Origin of the sequence: Niallia sp. M35, from assembly GCF_050971705.1 — a bacterium.
Lineage (GTDB): Bacteria > Bacillota > Bacilli > Bacillales > Cytobacillaceae > Niallia > Niallia circulans_A.
This window is the reverse complement of the sequence record NZ_JBPCEP010000009.1, coordinates 12,423-32,419: the sequence shown is the minus strand read 5'-3', so window position 1 is coordinate 32,419 and position 19,997 is coordinate 12,423. Positions and strand designations below refer to the sequence as shown.

Sequence of the window (19,997 nt, the reverse complement as noted above, 5' to 3'; positions counted from 1 at the left end):
TCTCCTTATTCGTTAATGACTTCCTCCACTTCCACTAATGCCTGTAAAAAGGCCCCTAAGCCTTTTTGGTCATTGCAAATAATTGGTTCACTAATATAATAGGTATAAGTTCCGTCTCGTTTGTCAGCTCCGCCAAGTCCTGCTACCTGACAATTTTTATTTAAATTGACCCATCCCTCTTTTGTCAGTAAAACAAATTCATCTAATAATCCTTGGCAGCTTTTCTTTAATGGATGCAGCCATTCTTGTTTTTCTAGAACTCCCAGCCGTATCCCTTTTGCAATAGAACATACGTACATACTGCTTGCAGACGCCTCCAAATAATTTCCCTTTTCCCCTTGCTTATCGACTACCTGATACCAAACACCCTTTTCCTTATCCTGATAGTTTAGTAATGCTGCCAATGTATTCTTAAGAATTTTTTCTAAAAAAGGGCGATCAGGTGTATCCTTTGGAATAATTTCTAATGTATCTACTAATGCCATGACATACCATCCCATGGCTCTTCCCCAAAAATTCTCTGATAGTCCTGTCTCTTTATTAGCCCATGGCTGGACTTTCTTCTCATCCCATGCATGATAAAGAAGCCCTGTCTTTTCATCTAATAAGTGTTGATAACTGATTTTGAATTGGTGAAGTATATCGTCAAGACCTTCTCCATCTCGATATTCCATTTGATATTGCGCATAGAATGGCGCCCCCATATATAAGCCATCCAGCCAAATTTGATACGGATAAATTTGCTTATGCCAAAAAACACCTTCTGATGTTCTTGGATGCAGCTCTAATTGGGATTTCAATAAATCGGCTGCTTGCCGATACTTTTCCTCCCCCGTTTGTTTAAAAAGTTGAAATAGTAATTTTCCATTGTTAATATGGTCAATATTAAATTCTGATACTTCAAATCCTTTAATCGTTCCATCCGGTTGCACAAAATAATCGAGGTTTTCTTTTATAAAATGCAAATATTTCTTCTTGCCTGTTCGTTTCCAAAGGTTTTCAAACCCTTTTAAAACAACTCCATAATCATAAGACCATTTTCCGTTATAGCCTCTATCTTCATATAATCGTGGAAGTCTTTCCATAATGGATTGTGCTGTTCTTTCTGACCAACTCATTTCTGCCATTCTTATATTCTCCCATCCTATTTAGATTCTTTATAAAGCCTCTTCATGAAGATTGTTGCTTGCCTTATAAAAATCTTGTTTTTAAATTTTTTAAGGTGAGTGTCTAGCCGAAATCTGCTTTCCCCTCACCTTTATTCAAAATTATTTCGTTTGTTCGTATGCTGCTTTATATTCCTCTTTAATCGTGTTTCCGCCAGAATCTCCCCATGTCTTTACAGCTTGTTTGAAACCATCCAGATCTATTTCGCCTAAAATATACTGGTATGTGGCATCAGTAATAATCTTTTGTAATTCCGATCCTTGTGATGTATTGGTTGCAGATTCTAAAGAATAAGCAGGATTTAACACGGCATAATTCGCATTGTCTGCAATCATCTCATCTGCTAATGCTTTAATAGGGTTGGGATCTTTTAAATCATAGCCTGACTCTTTTGGTCTAGAAGCCGCAAATGGCTGCACTTCCTGTGTCCATAAATCCTGATTGGTAATTTCATATGCACCATCATCTGTTAGTTTATAATGGACATCTTCCAAACCATATGTCATTAATGTGTAAATTTCTGGATCTAGTAAATCATTTACAAACTTGAGAATCCTATTTAATTCTGCTTCATCCTTTACTTCGGAACGCGGAAATGCCAATAATCCGCCAATTCCATTATTCGCAGCCCAAATGGCACGCTCAGGATTTGAATCCGATACCATATCGTTCACTAATGCTAATTCCATGTTATCTTGGATGCCTGCAGCCATCGTTTGTAGGTTTTTAGCATCGAAAAGTGCGCCAATATAAATTCCTGCTTTTCCCTGTGCAAAGCTTTGCTGCTGGTCTGTTTTTGCGGTAACGGCAAAGTCTTTATTTATCCAGCCATTGCTATACAGCTCCTTCATATAATCCATTGTTTTTACATAACCATCCGTTTCAAATTCCGGGATGAAGTCTCCATTTTCATCCATTTCCCATACATTAGGTGTACCGAAATAAGAACTTAATGTTTTAAAGGCTCCATATATTAAATCGTTCCTATCTACAAATCCAGTCGTATCATTTTTCCCATTACCATCAGGATCACCTTCTGTAAACGCTTTCGAAACTTCCATTAATTCATCAACAGTCTTCGGGACTTTCAGGCCTAAATTATCAAGCCAGTCTTTACGTAAAACGACACCATTACGAGCTAAATCCTTCTGGAAGGGAATGCCATAAAGCTTTCCTTCTATGGAAGCAGAAACCCGTACATCTTGTGAAATTTCCTTCAGATTAGGGAATTCATCTAAATAATCTTCTACATTCCAAAACATTCCAGACTTCAATGCATTGCGGACAGAGGAATTATCTAGAATGGTTAAAGTAACAATATCTGCTAATGAATCAGATGCTAAAGCTGTATTAATTCTTTCTTCCTTTGAAGCATCTGGAATCCACGAAAATTTGATTTCAGCGTTAGTTTTCTCTTCAATTTTGTCTAAAATAGTATCTGTTGGAGGAGATGCCGTATGTAGAATATTCAGCCATGTAATTTCAGCCTTACTATTTTCATCATACGTCCCAGATGATTGTTCTTTTCCTCCACTACATCCTGCTAATAACAACATACCTGCTAAACTAACACTAGCTAACTTTGATAGTTTTTTCATTTAAACGCTCCTTTACAATTTGATAAAGTGAAGTTCCATCAATGAATGTTCGCACTGATTAGTGGAACCATTCGGGTCTATATCGATGCTCTCCCACCTATCTTCCCCGAATTGGATAAGCTGAAAGTTAAGTCTTATTGTCCGTTAAGCGTAGGATAGACAGTTGTATCTTCTACTTCTTCTGTATTTTGTAATTCCATTCTAGTAAACACTTGATTTGCTGTCCAAGTAATCATATAAAATAAGAAACTAATACCGAAGAAAGTGAGAATCCCAGGAAAAAGTGTGATTGCTGTCCAATAGGTAGCTCCAATCACAACAAACAATAATAGAGAATATTGCAAGCAAGAAAAACCAAAGATAAAGGACATCTTTATGCGAAAGAATATTCCCTTCCAGTTATAATGAGCCATTAATGGATAAATATAAACGGCAGAAAGGAAATATAACGAGAATATGATCATCAAGCATACTTTGAGATACCAGTTTGTAACATGGAGTAAATCGATTACTAACACATAGCCGAGTAGTAAATAAATCCAGCTAGTAACCATGGATTCCTTGAAGGACTCTTTGTAATACTTCCAATAAGAAGAAAAGATAGGGACACTGGTATTTCCCCTCATCCACTGTCGGATGATACTAACTAGTGCATAGGTTGCTGGTCCTGCCCCAAATATCCCCAATCCTAATAAAGTAAAGAGCCACCAGAGGAAATTCACATAAACTAAGTTTAAGATTGTTATAAAAATGTGATTTATTTTTTCCACTGATTTTAACATCCAATTCCTCGCTTTCCCCTAACTTTAATAAACCCCATCCTCACCAAACTTCTTGGCAAGCTTATTTGAAAGCATAACTAAAACTAATCCTACTAATCCCTTAAATAAACCAACAGCAGTACTAAAACTTAATTGTCCATTCTTCAAACCAGCAGTATAAATATAGGTGTCAAAAATCTCTGCAACACTTCTATTTAATGAATTCAATAATAGATACATGTGTTCAAATCCTAAATCTAACGTGCTGCCAATTTTTAAGATTAATAATGTAATAATTACTGGTCGAATGGCCGGTAATGTTACATGCCATGTTTTGCGCAGTCGTCCTGCTCCATCCATTTCCGCTGCTTCGTATAATTGAGTATCTACAGCTGTAATAGCGGCAATATATATGATAGTAGACCAGCCTAGTTCTTTCCAAATTACTTGGGCAATATAAACGGTTCGCGTCCAATCAGGTGAAGTTAAAAAACTGACTTTATTGAAGCCCATTGCTGCTAACATTTCATTAATCAATCCACCATCAACATTTAAAAAGACATATGTAATGGAAACAATAATTACCCATGACATAAAATGGGGGATATAAATTAACGTTTGGATACCAGATTTAAAATATTTGTTTTTGACTTCATTTAGCATAAGCGCTAAGATGATCGGCATTGGAAAGAAAATGAAAATATTTAAAGCAAATAAAATAAGTGTATTACTTAAAAGCATAAAAAAGGTTGGTTCTGTAAATAAGCGAATAAAATGCTTCATCCCTACCCATGGGCTGCCCAAAATTCCTAAAAACGGTTGATAATCTTGAAAAGCAATGATCAATCCGCCCATCGGTAAATATTTGAAAATAATAAAATAGAGAAAGCCAGGGAAAATCATTAAATATAGAAGTTTGTTCTTTCTCATATTAGCCCAAGTTTTTTGTCTTCTAATCTTCTTACGCTGCTTCATAGTTAACTCAGGTAATGTCTGATCACTAGGCTTAATGATACTTTCCATTATTTACCCCCTTACTTTATGATGTGATGTTCAATTCATACTTTAAGCATATGGAAAAAGCATAATTACGTATATAATCATTATTTGATAACGCTTACAAAACCTTGTTATATCAATAGTTTCCTCTTCCCCACCCAATGTAATGATTACCATTTTGTCCAAATGATTATCTGCCTTTTCAATCGAAAAAAACGCACTTGGTAAGCGTTTTCCTTTTCTGAAATATTGATTATATACGTAATTATCCTCTCTTGATAAAGTAACTTTATAGTAAGAGAGTAGATCTATTTCTTACGCTGTTTTCTACAAAGAGTCTTGACTTTACGAAGGCTTCTAAAGTGTGAGAATCCGCAGATACGCACCTGCGGAAAGCAAAGTGGATTTAGGCGAACCACCTTTATTAAACCGGCCTTTCTCCGTTTGCTTGCTGCTCGTTTAACAGTCTTAACCGAGCAATTAAAACATCTTCAGTAAAGCAACTAGCTAAACAAAATAATAAGGAGGATCTATATGGAGAAAACGCATAAAAATAGGAAAATAACAAAAGGAGGAAAGGTCTTTTCTATTATTAATGGAACCATTTTAATCATTATCGCCTTAATTTGTTTTCTGCCTTTTGTAAATGTTATAGCTAGTTCCTTTGCTTCTACACAAGAGGTTGTAGCTAAACGATTTATTCTAATTCCTGAAACTTTTTCGTTAGATGCATACCGTTATATTCTTTCTACACCCACACTTTTTAAATCTTTAGCAGTATCGGTTGGCGTTACTGGCGTCGGTACTTTAGTAAGTATGGTCCTAACTTCTTTGATGGCCTATGGCTTATCACGTAAATATCTTCATGGAAGGGGATTTCTTAACTTTCTTGTTGTATTCTCTATGTTATTTAGCGGTGGAATGATTCCTACCTTCTTAGTAGTTAAAGCCTTTGGGTTAATTGATTCTTATTGGTCTTTGATACTGCCTGTAGCAATTAATGCGTTTAATTTAATTATCATGAGAAACTTTTTCCAAGCATTACCGGATAGTTTAGAAGAATCGGCTAAAATGGATGGCTGCACGGATTTAGGTGTCTTTTGGAAGATTATGCTACCTTTGGCACTACCATCAATTGCAACCATTTCTTTGTTTTATGCTGTTACCTATTGGAATACTTATATGACAGCTATTCTTTATATTAATGATTCTACAAAATGGCCAATTCAAGTTTTATTGCGACAGATTGTTATCGTTTCAAGCGGTATGCAAGCAGAAGGTTCGTCAGTTGACGTTATTCCACCTGCGCAAACGATTAAGATGGCCGTTATTGTTATAGCAACAGTACCAATGCTTATTGCGTACCCATTTGTTCAAAAATATTTTGTCAAAGGGGCATTAGTAGGCTCTGTAAAGGGGTGACGTTACTGAAAAAAAGGAGCCTTTAAAAAAACGATATTCTAGTAACTTATAACCTCATACATTTAAAAGCGTGCCATTTCTCATCCAGCTTGCCCCTTACCGTTTAAGAGGGTATCTTAGAAATACCGGATGTGCTCTGCGGTTCATAAAAAGCGTGCAAGATTAAGCTCTTTCTTGCACGCTTTTTAATTAATGATTATATTGTTTCCGATAATCTCCTGGGGTCATGCCGACTTTTTTCTTAAAAAAGCGGATGAAGTTTTGAGAATTTCGATATTGGAGTTTTTCGGCAATCTCCTTAATCGGTATATTTGTTTCTTCGAGCAAGGATTTAGCTTTTTGCAGTCGGAATCCCATTAGATAGTCAACAAAGTTTTCTCCATATTCCTTCTTGAATACGCTGCTTAAGTAATTCGGATTATAATGAAGACGGTCAGCAATAATGTCTAAAGAAATTTCCTGGTCATACTCTGTCTGAATGATTTGAACAATTTTATCAGATAAAGACCGAAACTCCTTATCTGTTTTATCCTGTGTGCTGATAATAATTGGCGTAATAAGATGCTCAATTAGCATTTGTTTAATTCGAGCAGGATAATAGGCATTAATCGCTTCATAATAAAGTGGCTTTATACTATCAAAAATCTTCGCCTCTGCACCTAACAGCTGCCCAAGTTGAATAATCTCATTAATTAACCGAATAAGTGTCACCTCTAAGCTGACTGGATTTTTATTCATCCGGAAGATTTCGTTAATTAACGTATCTACTGTCTCCTGCACTTCCTCCTCATTACCTGAGCGAATCGTATTTAAAAGTTCATTTTGTAATTCTACAGGATATTTAGAAATAGAAGCATCATTCAAGAGAGGAGCAATATCATCATAAAAAATGATGGACTCTGGTCCTACATTTACACGATAATGCAGCGCTTCTTTTGCTAAATCAACTGCCTTTTTGCTACTAATTAATGTTTGATAAACCGGACTTTTCCCTATGCTGATAGTAATATTTAAATATTCCTTTGCCGCAGATTGTATTTCCTCATAATACTTCATAATTCTTCGACTGGAATCATGATCATTTACATCGGTTATAAATATGGTTGCTTGCATCTCATCATTTAATACAATAGGTATCAATCTTTCCTTAGCAGGGACTATTTCTTCGACAATATTATTTAAAGCCAATAAGTATAAATCTTTCTCAACAATTTTTTGGCTATCCATATTGTCAATTTGTATTAATCCTGTGTAAAAATGATGCCTATCATTAAAGAAATAGCCAAATTGTTTTAACCTGTGCTTTGCTTCATTTGTTGTTATTCTATTTCTAAATAAGCTTAAGACAAACAGCGTCTCAAGTTGTGGTTTTTGCATGGTTAAGCTAGCCATTAATGTTTCATTCTGACCAATAATCTTATCAACAGAATCAGCAACAAGGGAAAGTTCATTCTTCTGCCCACTTAGATGATCTATTGCTAATTTCTCCTGTAATTTGCGGATAGGTCTTGAAAAAGAATTTGCTAACATATAGGAAATGATACCGACCAAAATAATCAATAAGGTCGAGACAATTAGTAAACCAATCCTTGTATTATTAATCATATTAGAGATTTCTTTTGGATTAATCTGTACAACATAAATCCAGCGATTATAGTCTGACTGAGCATACACAAACTTTTTATCATCTGTGTCTACTATTTTGATATTCTCCCCCTCATTTATCATTTTCTCATAATTCTCGTGAGACAATATCCTTTCCTTTTTTCTACTTGAATATAATAATTCATTTTTACTATTATAAATTTCTACTAAACTATCTTGTTCATTATCAACAATCTCATCAATGCTGCTTCTTGGAATATTAGATATCCCTAAAGCAAATTTATCCCGCTGATAAACAGGCAAGGTCATAATCATCTCAATTCCAATACTTGTAGGTCTCCAAAATAAGCTTTGCGTCGCCTCTTCCACATACTTTTCCTTATACCCAGCTATTTCCTCTTCCGATAATTTCTTTAAAGAGCCGTCAATTATTCCCCAATTTTCTGCTAAGCTGATCAGATTATGTTGACTTCCTTCTATCCCCATCATTTCTATATAACTGATTTCTTTTTTTATATCACGATATGTATCAAAGTCTTTTCCTGATAACGGCTTCTTAAAAATCGTCTCAAAGGTTGCAGTAGAACTATATGCCGTATATCCATATTCAATCGTTCGCACCTTTTGCTCTACATTATTGAGAATTTGTTTTGTATAATTTTGTTTATCTTTCAGAAATTCCTCTTCAACGGAGTGATAGGTAGAGTTATAGATAAATACACTAAAGCCAACTACAATACTAATCCCTAAAAGGAAAAAGGGAAAAAATAACTTGTAAAACAACCTTAATTTCTTCAAATCCACTCACTCCTTATTTCCTCTTACCTCACCATTATTGTAAGCGTTATCATATTATTCAATCATTTAATACGGAAAATAATCATTTTCTTATCTAGTATCAAATGATTATTTTCTATATTCTGGATTAGATTATACATATAATAGCATATCTAGTCTATCTTTTGCGAGTGGATTTTTTCACGTGTGCAGCAAATGTCCGATTGACAAAAAGCCTGAAGAATTATAAAATGTGAACGTTAACATTATTATCAGGAGGAACTATGGTTACCATTAAGGATATCGCAAAGCTTGCAGGCGTTTCGCACACCACTGTGTCAAGAGCGCTGAATGATAGTCCCCTTATTAAACCTGCGACAAAAGACAAAATTAAGAAAATCGCAACAGAATTACATTATGTACCAAACTTTAATGCTAAAAGTCTCGTAAACCAGAAATCTTACACAATTGGCGTTTTTTTCTCTAGTATCAGCCATGGTACCAGTTCAAGTTTTCTTGTCGATGTCATAAAAGGTGTAAATTCTGTGCTAGATGAAAACTACAGTATCGCAGTAAATGGAATTGATACTCTAGTCCATTTTGACAAAATCATTTCCAAACGATTTGACGGAATTATCGTCCTAAGTCAAAGTGACACAGACAATGCATTTATTTACTATATACAACAAACTGGCATACCGTTGGTCGTGCTAAATCGCAGACTAGATGATCCTTCTATTCCAAATGTTTCAGCAAACGATCAACAGGGTGTAGAACAAGCCATCGATGAAGCAATTAGCCTTGGTCATAAGGACTTAGCGTACATCAATGGAAAAAGCTCTTACCGTTCCTCTGCTGAAAGAAAACAAGGATTTATCAATAGCTTGTCGAAGCATCAGCTTCCCATACAGCCTGAATTTATGGTCAATGGGGATTATAGTATGGAAAGCGGCTTTGAAAAAATGAAGCAATTGCTAGACCTGCCGACGCCGCCTAGTCTTGTATTTTGCGCAAACGATGATATGGCAATCGGTGCATTAAAGGCTTGTTTTTTGAAAGAGAGGAAAGTGCCCCATGATATCTCAATCATTGGATTTGATGATACAGCTTTTGCGCAATACTCTACCCCAGCCCTAACCACTATTCATAAGCCTATTGATAAAATCAGCGAAATTGGCATGCAAATGCTTATTGCGTTAATGAATAGCGACACTTTAGAGGAGACACAAATCTTAGTAGACACATTTTTAGTTAAAAGAGAATCGCTTAGTTATCCAACAAAACAGTCATAACTGTTTTGTTTTATCATAAAATGTTAACGTGTGCAAAAAAGGAGGAACTATAGTGGAAAAGCTTTCAAAGCAATTAAAACCTAATTTGTCTATTTTTCCAGAAAAAGTCATTCAATTTGGCTCAGGCAATTTCATGAGAGGATTTCTTAATTGGCAACTACAGCAAATGAATAACCAGCATTTATTCAACGGTAGTGCTGTGTTAGTGAAGCCGACCAAGCATGTTTCTAAACCAACCTTAGAAGAACAAGATTATCTTTATACAGTCGTGCTTGAGGGGTTCTATCAAGGTCAAATGGTTCAGACGAGTGAAATTATTACAACTGCTAATCGATTAATTAATCCTTATGAAGACTGGGAAAATTATTTACAATTGGCAGAACAAGAAGAATTGACCTTTATTATTTCTAATACTACAGAAGCTGGAATACAATTTGATGAAAGGGATTGTTCTATCGATCAACCTTCAACTAGTTTTCCTGGAAAACTTACTGCCCTACTATTCAAGCGCTTTCAACTAAAAAAACCAGGATTTACGATTATTCCTTGTGAGTTAATCGATCGTAACGGTGATCAACTTAAAGAAATTGTCTTACAATATGCAAGTCTATGGAATTTAGAAGAGGAATTTATTAGCTGGATTCATGCTGAAAATATATTCTGCTGCAGCTTAGTAGATCGCATTGTTCCAGGTTATCCACGTGATACAGCAAATCTGCTTAATGAGGAACATGGCTATATTGATAACTTAATGGTTAAAGCAGAGCCTTATTTATTATGGGTCATTGAAGGTCCACAAGAATTAAAAGAATCATTTCCACTCGAAAGGGCGGGATTGAATGTACTGGTAACCGATGATATGACACCATATCGAGAACGAAAGGTTCACTTATTAAATGGTCCACATACAGCGATGGTCCCACTTGGATTACTTGCTGGTCTTGAAACTGTGGAAGATGTGATGAAAGATGCAGATTTTGCGGTCTTTATTAATCAATTAATGCAGCAAGAAATTATACCATTATTACCTCTCCCTTTAGATGACTTAAAGGCATATGCAAACTCTATAATCGAACGCTTTAAAAATCCCTTTATCCGCCATGAATTATCATCCATTGCTTTAAACAGTGTTTCTAAATATAAAGCACGCTTATTACCGCTGCTAATTAAATACCAAGAAAAACAGCAGCAATTGCCTCCATACATGACTGCTTCTCTTGCTGCTTTATTTCTAACCTACAGGGGAACACAATATAAACCAAAAGATAGCGATGAAGTCCTTGAAGCCTTTTCAAACGCATGGGAAAATCCCGAAACTATCGCTTTTACTATTTTGAATGACAAAAATTTATGGGATACTGACTTAACCTCTATTCCTAACCTTGTGGAAGAAGTAACTGCATATATCCATATGCTTAGAAAAGACGGTGCTCGAGCTGTATTACAAAAGCTAAATAATGAAAAGCAGCCTCCTTCCCTATTAAAATTAAATGAGCGAGACAATGTCGCGGTTGCCCTAAGACCAATTAACGCAGCGGAAACAGTCTATCTTGATGGCATCTCGATCACAGCTAAAGCTGATATTCCCCAAGGCCATAAAATAGCCTTAACTGATATTCAAAAATCTAGCAATGTGATCAAATATGGCTATCCTATCGGACATACGCTGACGGAGATTACGCGGGGGGATTGGCTTCATACGCATAATGTAAAAACAAATTTAGATGGAGAACTTGAATATACGTATGAGCAAGATATCCATCAAGTAAAATACCCTAAAAAGGAGCTTACCTTCCAAGGATACAGACGGGCAAATGGAAAAGTAGGAATTCGCAATGACTTATATATTGTTCCGACCGTGGGTTGTGTAAACGGAACAGCAGAATATATGCTGAAAGAATTTGAAGCTCTCCATCCTGGCTTAGGTACATTCGATAATATTACCATTTTGAAGCATCCCTACGGCTGCTCCCAATTAGGAGAAGACCATGAAAATACTCGCAGTATATTAATAGATGCTGTGAATCATCCGAATGCTGGCGGAGTACTTGTTTTTGGATTGGGATGTGAAAATAACGTTGTTGCTGAATTTAGAGAGTTACTAGGAGATTATGATGGAAATAGAGTTAAATTCTTAGTTGCACAGGAGGTAGGCAACGAAATAGAAGCAGGCTTAGAACTATTAGAAGAAATATATGAAGCTGCTAGAAATGATCATAGGGAACCTATTCCGATTGCTGAGCTAAATGTTGGTCTAAAATGTGGCGGTTCCGACGGTTTCTCTGGAATTACGGCTAATCCGCTATTAGGAGCATTTTCAGACTTCTTAATTTCCCAGGGCGGCAGCACTATTCTAACAGAAGTCCCCGAAATGTTTGGAGCAGAACAAATGCTCATGGCTAGAGCAGAAGATGAAAAGGTTTTCGAAGATATCGTCCATTTAATCAATGATTTTAAACACTACTTTCATTCTTATGGGGAGCCTGTTTATGAAAATCCTTCCCCAGGAAATAAGGCGGGAGGGATTACCACTCTAGAAGATAAATCATTAGGCTGTACACAAAAGGCTGGAACAGCACCGGTTGTGGATGTACTGCAGTATGGAGAGAAAATCTCCAAAAAAGGGCTAAGCCTATTGCAAGCACCAGGCAATGATCTAGTAGCTTCTTCTGCGCTTGCCGCTGCTGATTGTCATTTAGTTTTATTTACAACTGGCCGAGGAACGCCTTTTGGCAGTTTTGTTCCAACTGTAAAAGTAGCAACCAATTCTACTATTTATGAACATAAAAAGCATTGGATGGACTTTAATGCCGGTCCTTTACTAGAGCGACCAATGAATGAAGTATTAGAGGAATTTATTGGAAAAGTAATAGCGGTCGCAAGTGGAGAAAAAACACGCAACGAAGCAAATGGCGTTCGCGAAATCGCTATTTTTAAAACAGGAGTTACTTTATAACAGATTGATTGGTTTATGAAAAGCGTTTGGCTAAGGTGGAGAAGATTGATAGAAACATAGTGTTAACCTGTAGTGCATTCATTGAAAGCAGTGATGCTAACGCTCTCTCTGTTACCTTTTTTTGATCTTATGTTGAGTTTTCGAGCACTGAGACAATAAAAGCAATATTAAACAAAAATTATAAAAATAACGAAAGAGGGATTCTAATGTTTCTAAATGACCAATTTCTATTAAAAAATGATATCGCGCAAAAACTATTTCACGACCATGCAAAGCAGATGCCTATTATCGACTATCATTGTCACTTAGATCCGAAAGAAATTTATGAGAATAAAAATTTTAAAAACCTTACGGAAGCCTGGTTAGCTGGTGATCACTATAAATGGCGATTAATGCGCGCAAACGGAATTCCAGAGACTCATATTACTGGCGATGCCTCTGATTATGACAAATTTTTAGCATGGGCGCGTACAGTCCCTAAAACAATTGGTAATCCCTTATATACATGGACCCATTTAGAGCTAAAACGTTTCTTTGGTATAGATTTATTACTGAATGAGGAGAATGCCCCTCTTATTTGGGATTTAGCCAATGAGAAATTGGCTACCGCTGACTTTAAGCGTCGCAATATAATTATCCATTCAAATGTTAAAGTAGTTTGTACGACCGATGACCCGACTGATGATTTGCATTACCATGAACGCTTAAAGAATGAAGAACGACATTTTCAAGTACTTCCCTCTTTCCGTCCCGATAAAGCATTAAATATTGACCAAGATGGATTTATCGAATGGGTAGAAAAGCTAAGTATACAATCACATGTTACGATCAATTCCTATCAAGGATTAATAGAGGCACTTAAAGCACGTGTAGATTATTTCCACCAAATGGGTGGAAAATTATCGGATCATGCACTGGATATCTTAACCTATGAAGAAGCAGATGAGAAAACACTGGAATCGATTTTTCAAAAAAGATTTAAAAATGAAGCATTATCCCCATATGAAATCAGTGCATATCGTACAGAAACCTTAACTCGCTTAATCTGTTTTTATCATGAGCATAATTGGACAATGCAGCTTCATATCCATGCATATCGCAATACAAATTCAGCAATGTTTGACCAATTAGGCCCTGATACTGGATATGATGGGATGAATGATCTCCCTCTTACCATACCTTTGCAGCGTCTGTTAGATCGTGCAGAAAAAGAGGGGAAATTACCGAAAACCATTCTTTATTCCCTTAACCCTAATGACTTCTTTGTTTTAGCTACTTTAATGGGGTCTTTTCAAAAACACACGCCTGGAAAGCTTCAGCTAGGTTCAGGATGGTGGTATAACGATACAAGAGCTGGGATGCGCCATCAATTAACAGTTCTTAGTGACACTGGTCTCCTTTCCACCTTTGTCGGAATGCTAACAGACTCACGAAGCTTTCTCTCGTACACAAGGCATGAATATTTCCGCCGAGTGCTCTGTGAATTTATCGGGGAAATTGTCGAACGAGGCGAAGCACCGGAGGACGAGGACTTGCTTGGAAGCTTAGTTAAGGACATTAGCTACCATAATGCTAAACAATATTTCGGATTTGAGCGTTCATATGTTGAAAATCATCAATGATAACTATAACCAAATTTCCAAAGAAAATCAGCATATGACATTACATCTCTCCCTTTTAGATAATAAAAAGAGACCCTTCATTCTCGTTTGTCCAGGTGGAGGGTACCACCATTTATCAGAAAAAGAGGCGCAGCCAATTGTAAAATGGCTTCATTCGATTGGTTATCATGCTGGAATTCTCCATTATCCTGTTGGAACAATCAATCATGCAAGCATTATAAAGGAACTAGAAGAAGTATTTAGCCAACTACGAAACAATGCCAAGGATTGGAATTTATTAGAAAATAAAATAGGTGTGCTTGGCTTTTCTGCTGGTGGACATCTAGCCAGTCTTGCTTGCACCAAAATAAACAATCGTGCGAATGCGCTAGTCTTATGCTATCCAGTTATTACCTTCACGGAGCCTTATGGGCATTCTGGAAGCCGAGAGCATTTTTTAGGAAAAAATCCGCCTAACCATTTAGTAGAAGCTTATTCGATTGAACATTTGGTCGATGAAAATATGCCGCCCACCTTTATATGGCACACTGCTGATGATCAATCAGTCCCTGTTCAAAATACCATCATGTTAGCGGAAAGCTTAGCCAAATTTAACATTCCTTTTGAATATCATATTTTTCCTTCTGGAAAACATGGGCTGGCATTAGCAGAGGAATCTCCCTATGTCCATCGCTGGTTGAGCTTAGCAGAAGCTTGGTTAAAAACTACTTTGTCATAATAATCATTTCATTAAACTGCATATGGGAGGGAGAATAATGCCAGACAAGATAACTATATTTATAGCAGGTGATTCTACTGCCGCAGAAAAAACACCAGATAAGCGTCCAGAAACTGGTTGGGGAGAAAAACTTTCCACCTTTTTCACAGACCAAATTGTTATTGATAATAGAGCCGTCAATGGTAGAAGCACAAAATCTTTTATAAACGAAGGACGACTATCTGCCATTGAGGAGGCAATTCATCCTGGGGATTATCTCTTTATTCAATTTGGACACAACGACCAAAAAGATGACCCAGCTCGCGGTACAGATCCATACGGAGACTATCAAACAAACTTGCATACATTTATTCATACCGCCAATAAGCATAATGCACACCCAGTATTACTTACTTCCGTTTCTCGAAGGCATTTTAGAAATCAGCTTATTGATCATATGTCTCTTGGTGAATACCCACAAGCTATGAGGGAACTCGCCAAAACCTCCAAAGTAGCACTTCTAGATATTCATAAAAAATCAATAGACTTTTTTCAATCCCTAGGCCCAGACTTATCCAGGAACTTTTTTCTCCATCTTGAAGCCTATGAATCTAGCAATTATCCAATTGGAGTAAAAGATGATACTCATTTCAATAATCAAGGTGCTGAAGCGGTCGCCAAGCTGATATGTAATGCAATAAAAGAAAGTGACCTACCTTTAAAAAGATTCTTAAAATACTAGTTCAAGAGGGAACCTCATGTTAACACCATTAAATAAAAAGCAGATGATCCCTATCTAAACGGGGATCCTGCTTGCTTTAACTGATTTCCTCCTCCGTTTTGGCTGATTCCCCTTTCGCTTTGGCTGATTTCCTCTCCGCTTTGGCTGATTCCCCCTCCGCTTTGGCTGATTCTCCCTTCGCTTTGGCTGATTTCCTCCTCACTTTGGCTGATTTCCTCTCCGCTTTGGCTGATTCCCCCTTCGCTTTGGCTGATTTCCTCCTCACTTTGGCTGATTTCCTCTCCGCTTTGGCTGATTCCCTCTCCGCTTTGGCTGATTTCCTCCTCACTTTGGCTGATTTCCTCTCCGCTTTGGCTGATTTCCTCTCCGCTTTGGCTGATTTCCTCCTCACTTTGGCTGATTTCCTCTCCGCTTTGGCTGATTTCCTCTCCGCTTTGGCTGATTTCCTCCTCACTTTGGCTGATTCCCCCTCCGCTTTGGCTGATTCTCCCTTCGCTTTGGCTGATTTCCTCCTCACTTTGGCTGTTTCCTCTCCTCTTTGGCTGATTCCCCCTCCGCTTTGGCTGATTCCCTCTCCGCTTTGGCTGATTCCCCCTTCGCTTTGGCTGATTCCCCCTTTGCTTTGGCTGATTCTCCCTTCGCTTTGGCTGATTCCCCCTTCACTTTGGCTGATTCCCCCTCCGCTTTGGCTGATTCCCCCTCCGCTTTGGCTGATTCCCTCTCCGCTTTGGCTGATTCCCCCTCCGCTTTGGCTGATTCCCCCTCCGCTTTGGCTGATTCCCCCTCCGCTTTGGCTGATTCCCTCTCCGCTTTGGCTGATTCCCCCTTCGCTTTGGCTGATTCCCCCTCCGCTTTGGCTGATTTCCTCTCCGCTTTGGCTGATTTCCTCCTCACTTTGGCTGATTCCCCCTCCGCTTTGGCTGATTCCCCCTCCGCTTTGGCTGATTCCCTCCCCGCTTTGGCTGATTTCCTCTCCTCTTTGGCTGATTCCCTCTCCGCTTTGGCTGATTTCTCTTCTAATTTGTAAAGATATTACCTCCCTTTCACTAGTTTCTAACTAATCTATTCCTCCCACCGAAAATCTTTCCAAATTTCACTACTTTCTTATAGAAATAGGCTTAAAATAAATGCCCTCCCTAAAAAGAGCGGCCCTCACACATTATTGTTATTCTTTTATTTGAGCATCGGCACTATATAAAAATGCAAGATAATAACTCTAGTGAAAAAAAATTCACCTGTACGTAAAGATGTTTTCAAAAATTTTTATCGGGGTAATGTATTGGTAAGCCTATCCCTTACATAGCCAAAACAATATACGTTTTATAAAAGAATAATGAAAAATTTTTATCCCTCTTACTATGCAAGTAAAATAATTGCCTTTCGCCGTACAAGATTTCTAATTTTAATAGGGATAGAACGACCAGCTAGCAAAGGAGATGAACTTCGATTTACCTTTCAAATACAACGATAATAATGAACACTATAAAAAAGCATTATTATAAGAGGAGGAGAAAGTAAATACTATGAGTGACCAATTAAACCCTGACAGTAGGAACACCAACACAAATAAGAAAAATAATTTAAAAATCATTGCCATTATCTCTACATTTGGTGGTCTTCTTTTTGGATTTGATACTGGTGTTATTAATGGGGCCTTACCCTATATGGCTCGTCCAGATCAGCTAAACCTCAATGCAGTAACTGAAGGTCTTGTTACTAGCTCGCTCTTATTTGGAGCGGCATTCGGAGCGATGTTCAGTGGGAAACTCGCGGATAGCTATGGACGAAGAAAAGTTATTTTATATTTAGCTGCTATTTTTCTGATTACAACACTAGGATGTACTTTCGCACCGAATGTCCCCATCATGATTACTTTCCGCTTCTTACTCGGTATCGCTGTCGGAGGAGCATCAGTTGCTGTCCCTACCTTCTTAGCAGAAATGTCTCCTGCCGAACAACGTGGTCAAATGGTAACCCAAAATGAACTAATGATCGTTAGTGGTCAATTACTTGCTTACATTACAAATGCTATTATTGGAAATACAATGGATGGGGCAGGAAACTCTTGGAGATATATGCTTGTCATTGCCACCTTACCTGCTATTGTCTTATGGATAGGAATGCTTGTTGTACCTGAAAGCCCAAGATGGTATGCATCAAAGGGCAGATTCAAAGATGCTTTTCGTGTATTATTGCATATTAGAAAAGAAAAACGAGCAAAAGCAGAGCTACAGCAAATAAAAAAAGCAGTGGAAACAGAAGCACATGTGGAACAAGTTGGCTTTAAAGATTTAGCTGTTCCTTGGGTTAGAAGAATTGTCTTTCTTGGTATTGGGATTGCCATCGTTCAACAAATCACGGGGGTAAATACCATCATGTTTTATGGAACACAAATACTAGAAAGCACTGGATTCTCTACCGAGGTCGCTCTCATTGCCAATATCGCCAATGGAGTAATTTCTGTATTGGCTACTTTCCTCGGAATTTGGCTGTTGGGACGTGTAGGAAGAAAACCAATGTTAATTATCGGACTAATCGGTACTACAACTACCTTACTACTAATAGGGATTTTCTCCTTCACTTTAAACGGAACAACTATTCTACCGATTGCTGTACTTAGTATGACGGTTACTTTCTTAGCATTTCAACAAGGGGCCATCTCCCCAGTAACTTGGCTTATGTTAGCAGAAATATTCCCATTAAAACTTCGAGGATTAGGAATGGGTGTTTCCGTATTTTGCTTATGGATAACAAACTTTATAATTGGTTTAGTTTTCCCGATTCTTCTCGATAAGATTGGCTTATCTAATTCATTCTTCCTTTTCGCCGTACTTGGAGTATTTGCCATAACATTTGTTAGCAAATTCTTACCAGAAACAAAAGGAAAAACATTAGAACAGCTCGAACAGTATTTCCGAAACTTTGATAAGAATTCCCGTGGTGTTCAGAAAACCACTATTGGAGAAAAACAACTCCATTCTTAAAAAAACGAATTGAAATATACAATTATTTCATGAAAGAGTTCCCCTTAGAAAAGGAGGAGCTCTTTCTTATTTTTACACTTTGCATTTTTTAAAACATTTTATTTTACATTTGTATAAAAAAATAGATAATTTTATTTCATTTTATATAGTTTATTAAAAAACACTAATCATTTTTTCACTTTTGCACTTTTTCGCGTTGAAGCGTTAAAAATAATCATTGACGATTATCTAGTTATTACATATAATAAACTCCAAATTCAAGGAAAATGGGGAGTTTAAGGTGAAAGAGTTTTTCAGTAAATTATTAAATGGTATGAGTATCGGAATTGTTGTCTCGTTAATCCCAAATGCATTGCTTGGTGAAATCTTAAAGCTCTTTATTCCTTTCTTTCCTCCGCTTCAGCACGTATTAGATATTACTGCATTTATTATGAGTTTATTGCCCGTGCTTATTGGTGTAATGGTAGGAATATCCTTTAAGCTATCCTCTATACAGACAGCTAGTATCGGTATTGCTGCAATGGTTGGTAGTGGTGTTGTGCAAAAAACAGCGGAAGGGTTATTTACGTTAAATGGTATAGGAGTTGTTTTGAACACAGGTATAACCGCAGCGCTTGCGGTATTATTTGTCCGTTTTATCGGTGACCGCTTGAAGGCCTATTCTATTCTTCTATTACCAACATTATGTATATTAATCCCAGGAATGGCTGGGTACTTATTATTACCATATATGAAATCTAGTACTGGATTAATTGGCATCGCAATCGAAAATGTTACAAACTTACAGCCAATTCTCATGGGTATCATTATCGCTGTCTTGTTCTGTTTAATTATTCTTTCGCCTATCTCAACAGTAGGTGTAGCAACCGTTATATCTCTGTCAGGAGTTGGCTCAGGAGCAGCAAACCTTGGCATTGTGGCAGCAGGTATTGGGCTGGCTATTGCAAGCTATAAAGCAAACTCTTTAGGTACTGCGTTAGCACATGTTTTGGGATCCCCTAAAATACAAATGGGTAATTTCTTTATGAAACCTAAGATTGTTATTCCAATGATTATTACCGCTGCTGTGTTGGGTGGATTGGCTGGCTATTTAAATATACAGGGAACTCCTTATAGTGCTGGTTTTGGATTATCGGGATTAGTCGGACCTATGAATTTTATGCGCTTAGCTGATGGCGGTTGGACTAGTAAAAACATTACGATTATGGTTTCTACCTTTTTAATTATTCCATTTCTTTTAAATGTATTCCTACTGTATATTTTTTCAAAAAAATTAAAAATGATTAAATCAGACGATTATAAATTAAACTTTGATTAAATTTTAGTCAGAAAAAGTAGAGGATACCAGTCTTTAAAGCCTGGTATCCTCTACTTT

General features: G+C 37.1%; 14 protein-coding genes and 2 pseudogenes. 9 read left to right on the top strand and 7 right to left on the bottom strand.

The features are described 5' to 3' along the window. Window positions 1-5: 5 nt before the first annotated feature. The 4 genes from NiCM35_RS13575 to NiCM35_RS13560 form a co-directional block, all read right to left on the bottom strand. Window positions 6-1,127 carry a glycoside hydrolase family 88/105 protein gene (locus NiCM35_RS13575; protein WP_433779784.1) on the bottom strand — a complete coding sequence of 374 codons (1,122 nt, stop codon included), beginning with the start codon at window positions 1,125-1,127 and terminating at the stop codon, window positions 6-8. A 141-nt stretch (window positions 1,128-1,268) separates the two neighbouring features. After that, on the bottom strand, window positions 1,269-2,765 hold the full coding sequence (locus NiCM35_RS13570) for an extracellular solute-binding protein (RefSeq protein ID WP_433779783.1): 1,497 nt from the start codon (window positions 2,763-2,765) through the stop codon (window positions 1,269-1,271). 134 nt (window positions 2,766-2,899) lie between these two features. Then, window positions 2,900-3,547 carry a YesL family protein gene (locus NiCM35_RS13565; protein ID WP_095329432.1) on the bottom strand — a complete coding sequence of 216 codons (648 nt, stop codon included), beginning with the start codon at window positions 3,545-3,547 and terminating at the stop codon, window positions 2,900-2,902. 24 nt (window positions 3,548-3,571) lie between these two features. Beyond that, window positions 3,572-4,501, bottom strand: a complete 930-nt coding sequence (locus NiCM35_RS13560; protein WP_213084020.1) for an ABC transporter permease — start codon at window positions 4,499-4,501, stop codon at window positions 3,572-3,574. Between the two features lie 558 nt (window positions 4,502-5,059). Between NiCM35_RS13560 and NiCM35_RS13555 the strand changes: the two genes are divergently transcribed. Beyond that, window positions 5,060-5,947 (top strand): carbohydrate ABC transporter permease, encoded by an 888-nt coding sequence (locus tag NiCM35_RS13555; protein WP_123258549.1) that lies wholly within the window; start codon window positions 5,060-5,062, stop codon window positions 5,945-5,947. A gap of 189 nt (window positions 5,948-6,136) precedes the next feature. On the opposite strand, the gene NiCM35_RS13550 is transcribed toward NiCM35_RS13555, so the two are convergent. Beyond that, window positions 6,137-8,356: a helix-turn-helix domain-containing protein gene (locus tag NiCM35_RS13550; RefSeq protein WP_433779780.1), complete on the bottom strand. Its 2,220-nt coding sequence runs from the start codon at window positions 8,354-8,356 to the stop codon at window positions 6,137-6,139. 257 nt (window positions 8,357-8,613) lie between these two features. Between NiCM35_RS13550 and NiCM35_RS13545 the strand changes: the two genes are divergently transcribed. From NiCM35_RS13545 to NiCM35_RS13520, 6 genes and pseudogenes are all read left to right on the top strand, one after another. Further along, window positions 8,614-9,621, top strand: a complete 1,008-nt coding sequence (locus NiCM35_RS13545; RefSeq protein ID WP_433779778.1) for a LacI family DNA-binding transcriptional regulator — start codon at window positions 8,614-8,616, stop codon at window positions 9,619-9,621. Window positions 9,622-9,649: 28 nt separating this feature from the next. After that, window positions 9,650-11,062 (top strand): annotated as a pseudogene (locus tag NiCM35_RS13540) (tagaturonate reductase); the annotation flags it as partial. Window positions 11,063-11,098: 36 nt separating this feature from the next. Next, a pseudogene (locus tag NiCM35_RS13535) lies at window positions 11,099-12,577 on the top strand (UxaA family hydrolase); the annotation flags it as partial. A gap of 206 nt (window positions 12,578-12,783) precedes the next feature. Then, on the top strand, window positions 12,784-14,199 hold the full coding sequence (gene uxaC, locus NiCM35_RS13530) for a glucuronate isomerase (RefSeq protein WP_095329426.1): 1,416 nt from the start codon (window positions 12,784-12,786) through the stop codon (window positions 14,197-14,199). Continuing rightward, a complete protein-coding gene (locus tag NiCM35_RS13525) occupies window positions 14,180-14,917 on the top strand; it encodes an alpha/beta hydrolase (protein WP_164464024.1) in 738 nt (245 codons plus the stop codon). The genes uxaC and NiCM35_RS13525 overlap by 20 nt, the downstream gene beginning before the upstream one ends. A 37-nt stretch (window positions 14,918-14,954) precedes the next feature. Beyond that, window positions 14,955-15,638, top strand: a complete 684-nt coding sequence (locus NiCM35_RS13520; RefSeq protein ID WP_095329424.1) for a rhamnogalacturonan acetylesterase — start codon at window positions 14,955-14,957, stop codon at window positions 15,636-15,638. A 76-nt stretch (window positions 15,639-15,714) separates the two neighbouring features. Here NiCM35_RS13520 and NiCM35_RS13515 read toward each other — a convergent pair whose 3' ends face one another. Further along, window positions 15,715-16,155 carry a hypothetical protein gene (locus tag NiCM35_RS13515; RefSeq protein WP_433779775.1) on the bottom strand — a complete coding sequence of 147 codons (441 nt, stop codon included), beginning with the start codon at window positions 16,153-16,155 and terminating at the stop codon, window positions 15,715-15,717. Beyond that, window positions 16,152-16,532 (bottom strand): hypothetical protein, encoded by a 381-nt coding sequence (locus tag NiCM35_RS13510; protein WP_433779773.1) that lies wholly within the window; start codon window positions 16,530-16,532, stop codon window positions 16,152-16,154. The genes NiCM35_RS13515 and NiCM35_RS13510 overlap by 4 nt, the downstream gene beginning before the upstream one ends. Before the next feature lie 629 nt (window positions 16,533-17,161). Between NiCM35_RS13510 and NiCM35_RS13505 the strand changes: the two genes are divergently transcribed. After that, window positions 17,162-18,622 (top strand): sugar porter family MFS transporter, encoded by a 1,461-nt coding sequence (locus tag NiCM35_RS13505; protein WP_095329423.1) that lies wholly within the window; start codon window positions 17,162-17,164, stop codon window positions 18,620-18,622. A 280-nt stretch (window positions 18,623-18,902) separates the two neighbouring features. Beyond that, window positions 18,903-19,940, top strand: a complete 1,038-nt coding sequence (locus NiCM35_RS13500; protein WP_095329422.1) for a PTS sugar transporter subunit IIC — start codon at window positions 18,903-18,905, stop codon at window positions 19,938-19,940. Window positions 19,941-19,997 lie beyond the last annotated feature (57 nt).

Coding starts and splice junctions, on each gene's coding strand:
- NiCM35_RS13575 (WP_433779784.1), bottom strand. CDS start 1,127: ATGGCAGAAATGAGTTGGTCAGAAAGAACAGCACAATCCATTATGGAA.
- NiCM35_RS13570 (WP_433779783.1), bottom strand. CDS start 2,765: ATGAAAAAACTATCAAAGTTAGCTAGTGTTAGTTTAGCAGGTATGTTG.
- NiCM35_RS13565 (WP_095329432.1), bottom strand. CDS start 3,547: ATGTTAAAATCAGTGGAAAAAATAAATCACATTTTTATAACAATCTTA.
- NiCM35_RS13560 (WP_213084020.1), bottom strand. CDS start 4,501: ATGAAGCAGCGTAAGAAGATTAGAAGACAAAAAACTTGGGCTAATATG.
- NiCM35_RS13555 (WP_123258549.1), top strand. CDS start 5,060: ATGGAGAAAACGCATAAAAATAGGAAAATAACAAAAGGAGGAAAGGTC.
- NiCM35_RS13545 (WP_433779778.1), top strand. CDS start 8,614: ATGGTTACCATTAAGGATATCGCAAAGCTTGCAGGCGTTTCGCACACC.
- uxaC (WP_095329426.1), top strand. CDS start 12,784: ATGTTTCTAAATGACCAATTTCTATTAAAAAATGATATCGCGCAAAAA.
- NiCM35_RS13525 (WP_164464024.1), top strand. CDS start 14,180: ATGTTGAAAATCATCAATGATAACTATAACCAAATTTCCAAAGAAAAT.
- NiCM35_RS13520 (WP_095329424.1), top strand. CDS start 14,955: ATGCCAGACAAGATAACTATATTTATAGCAGGTGATTCTACTGCCGCA.
- NiCM35_RS13505 (WP_095329423.1), top strand. CDS start 17,162: ATGAGTGACCAATTAAACCCTGACAGTAGGAACACCAACACAAATAAG.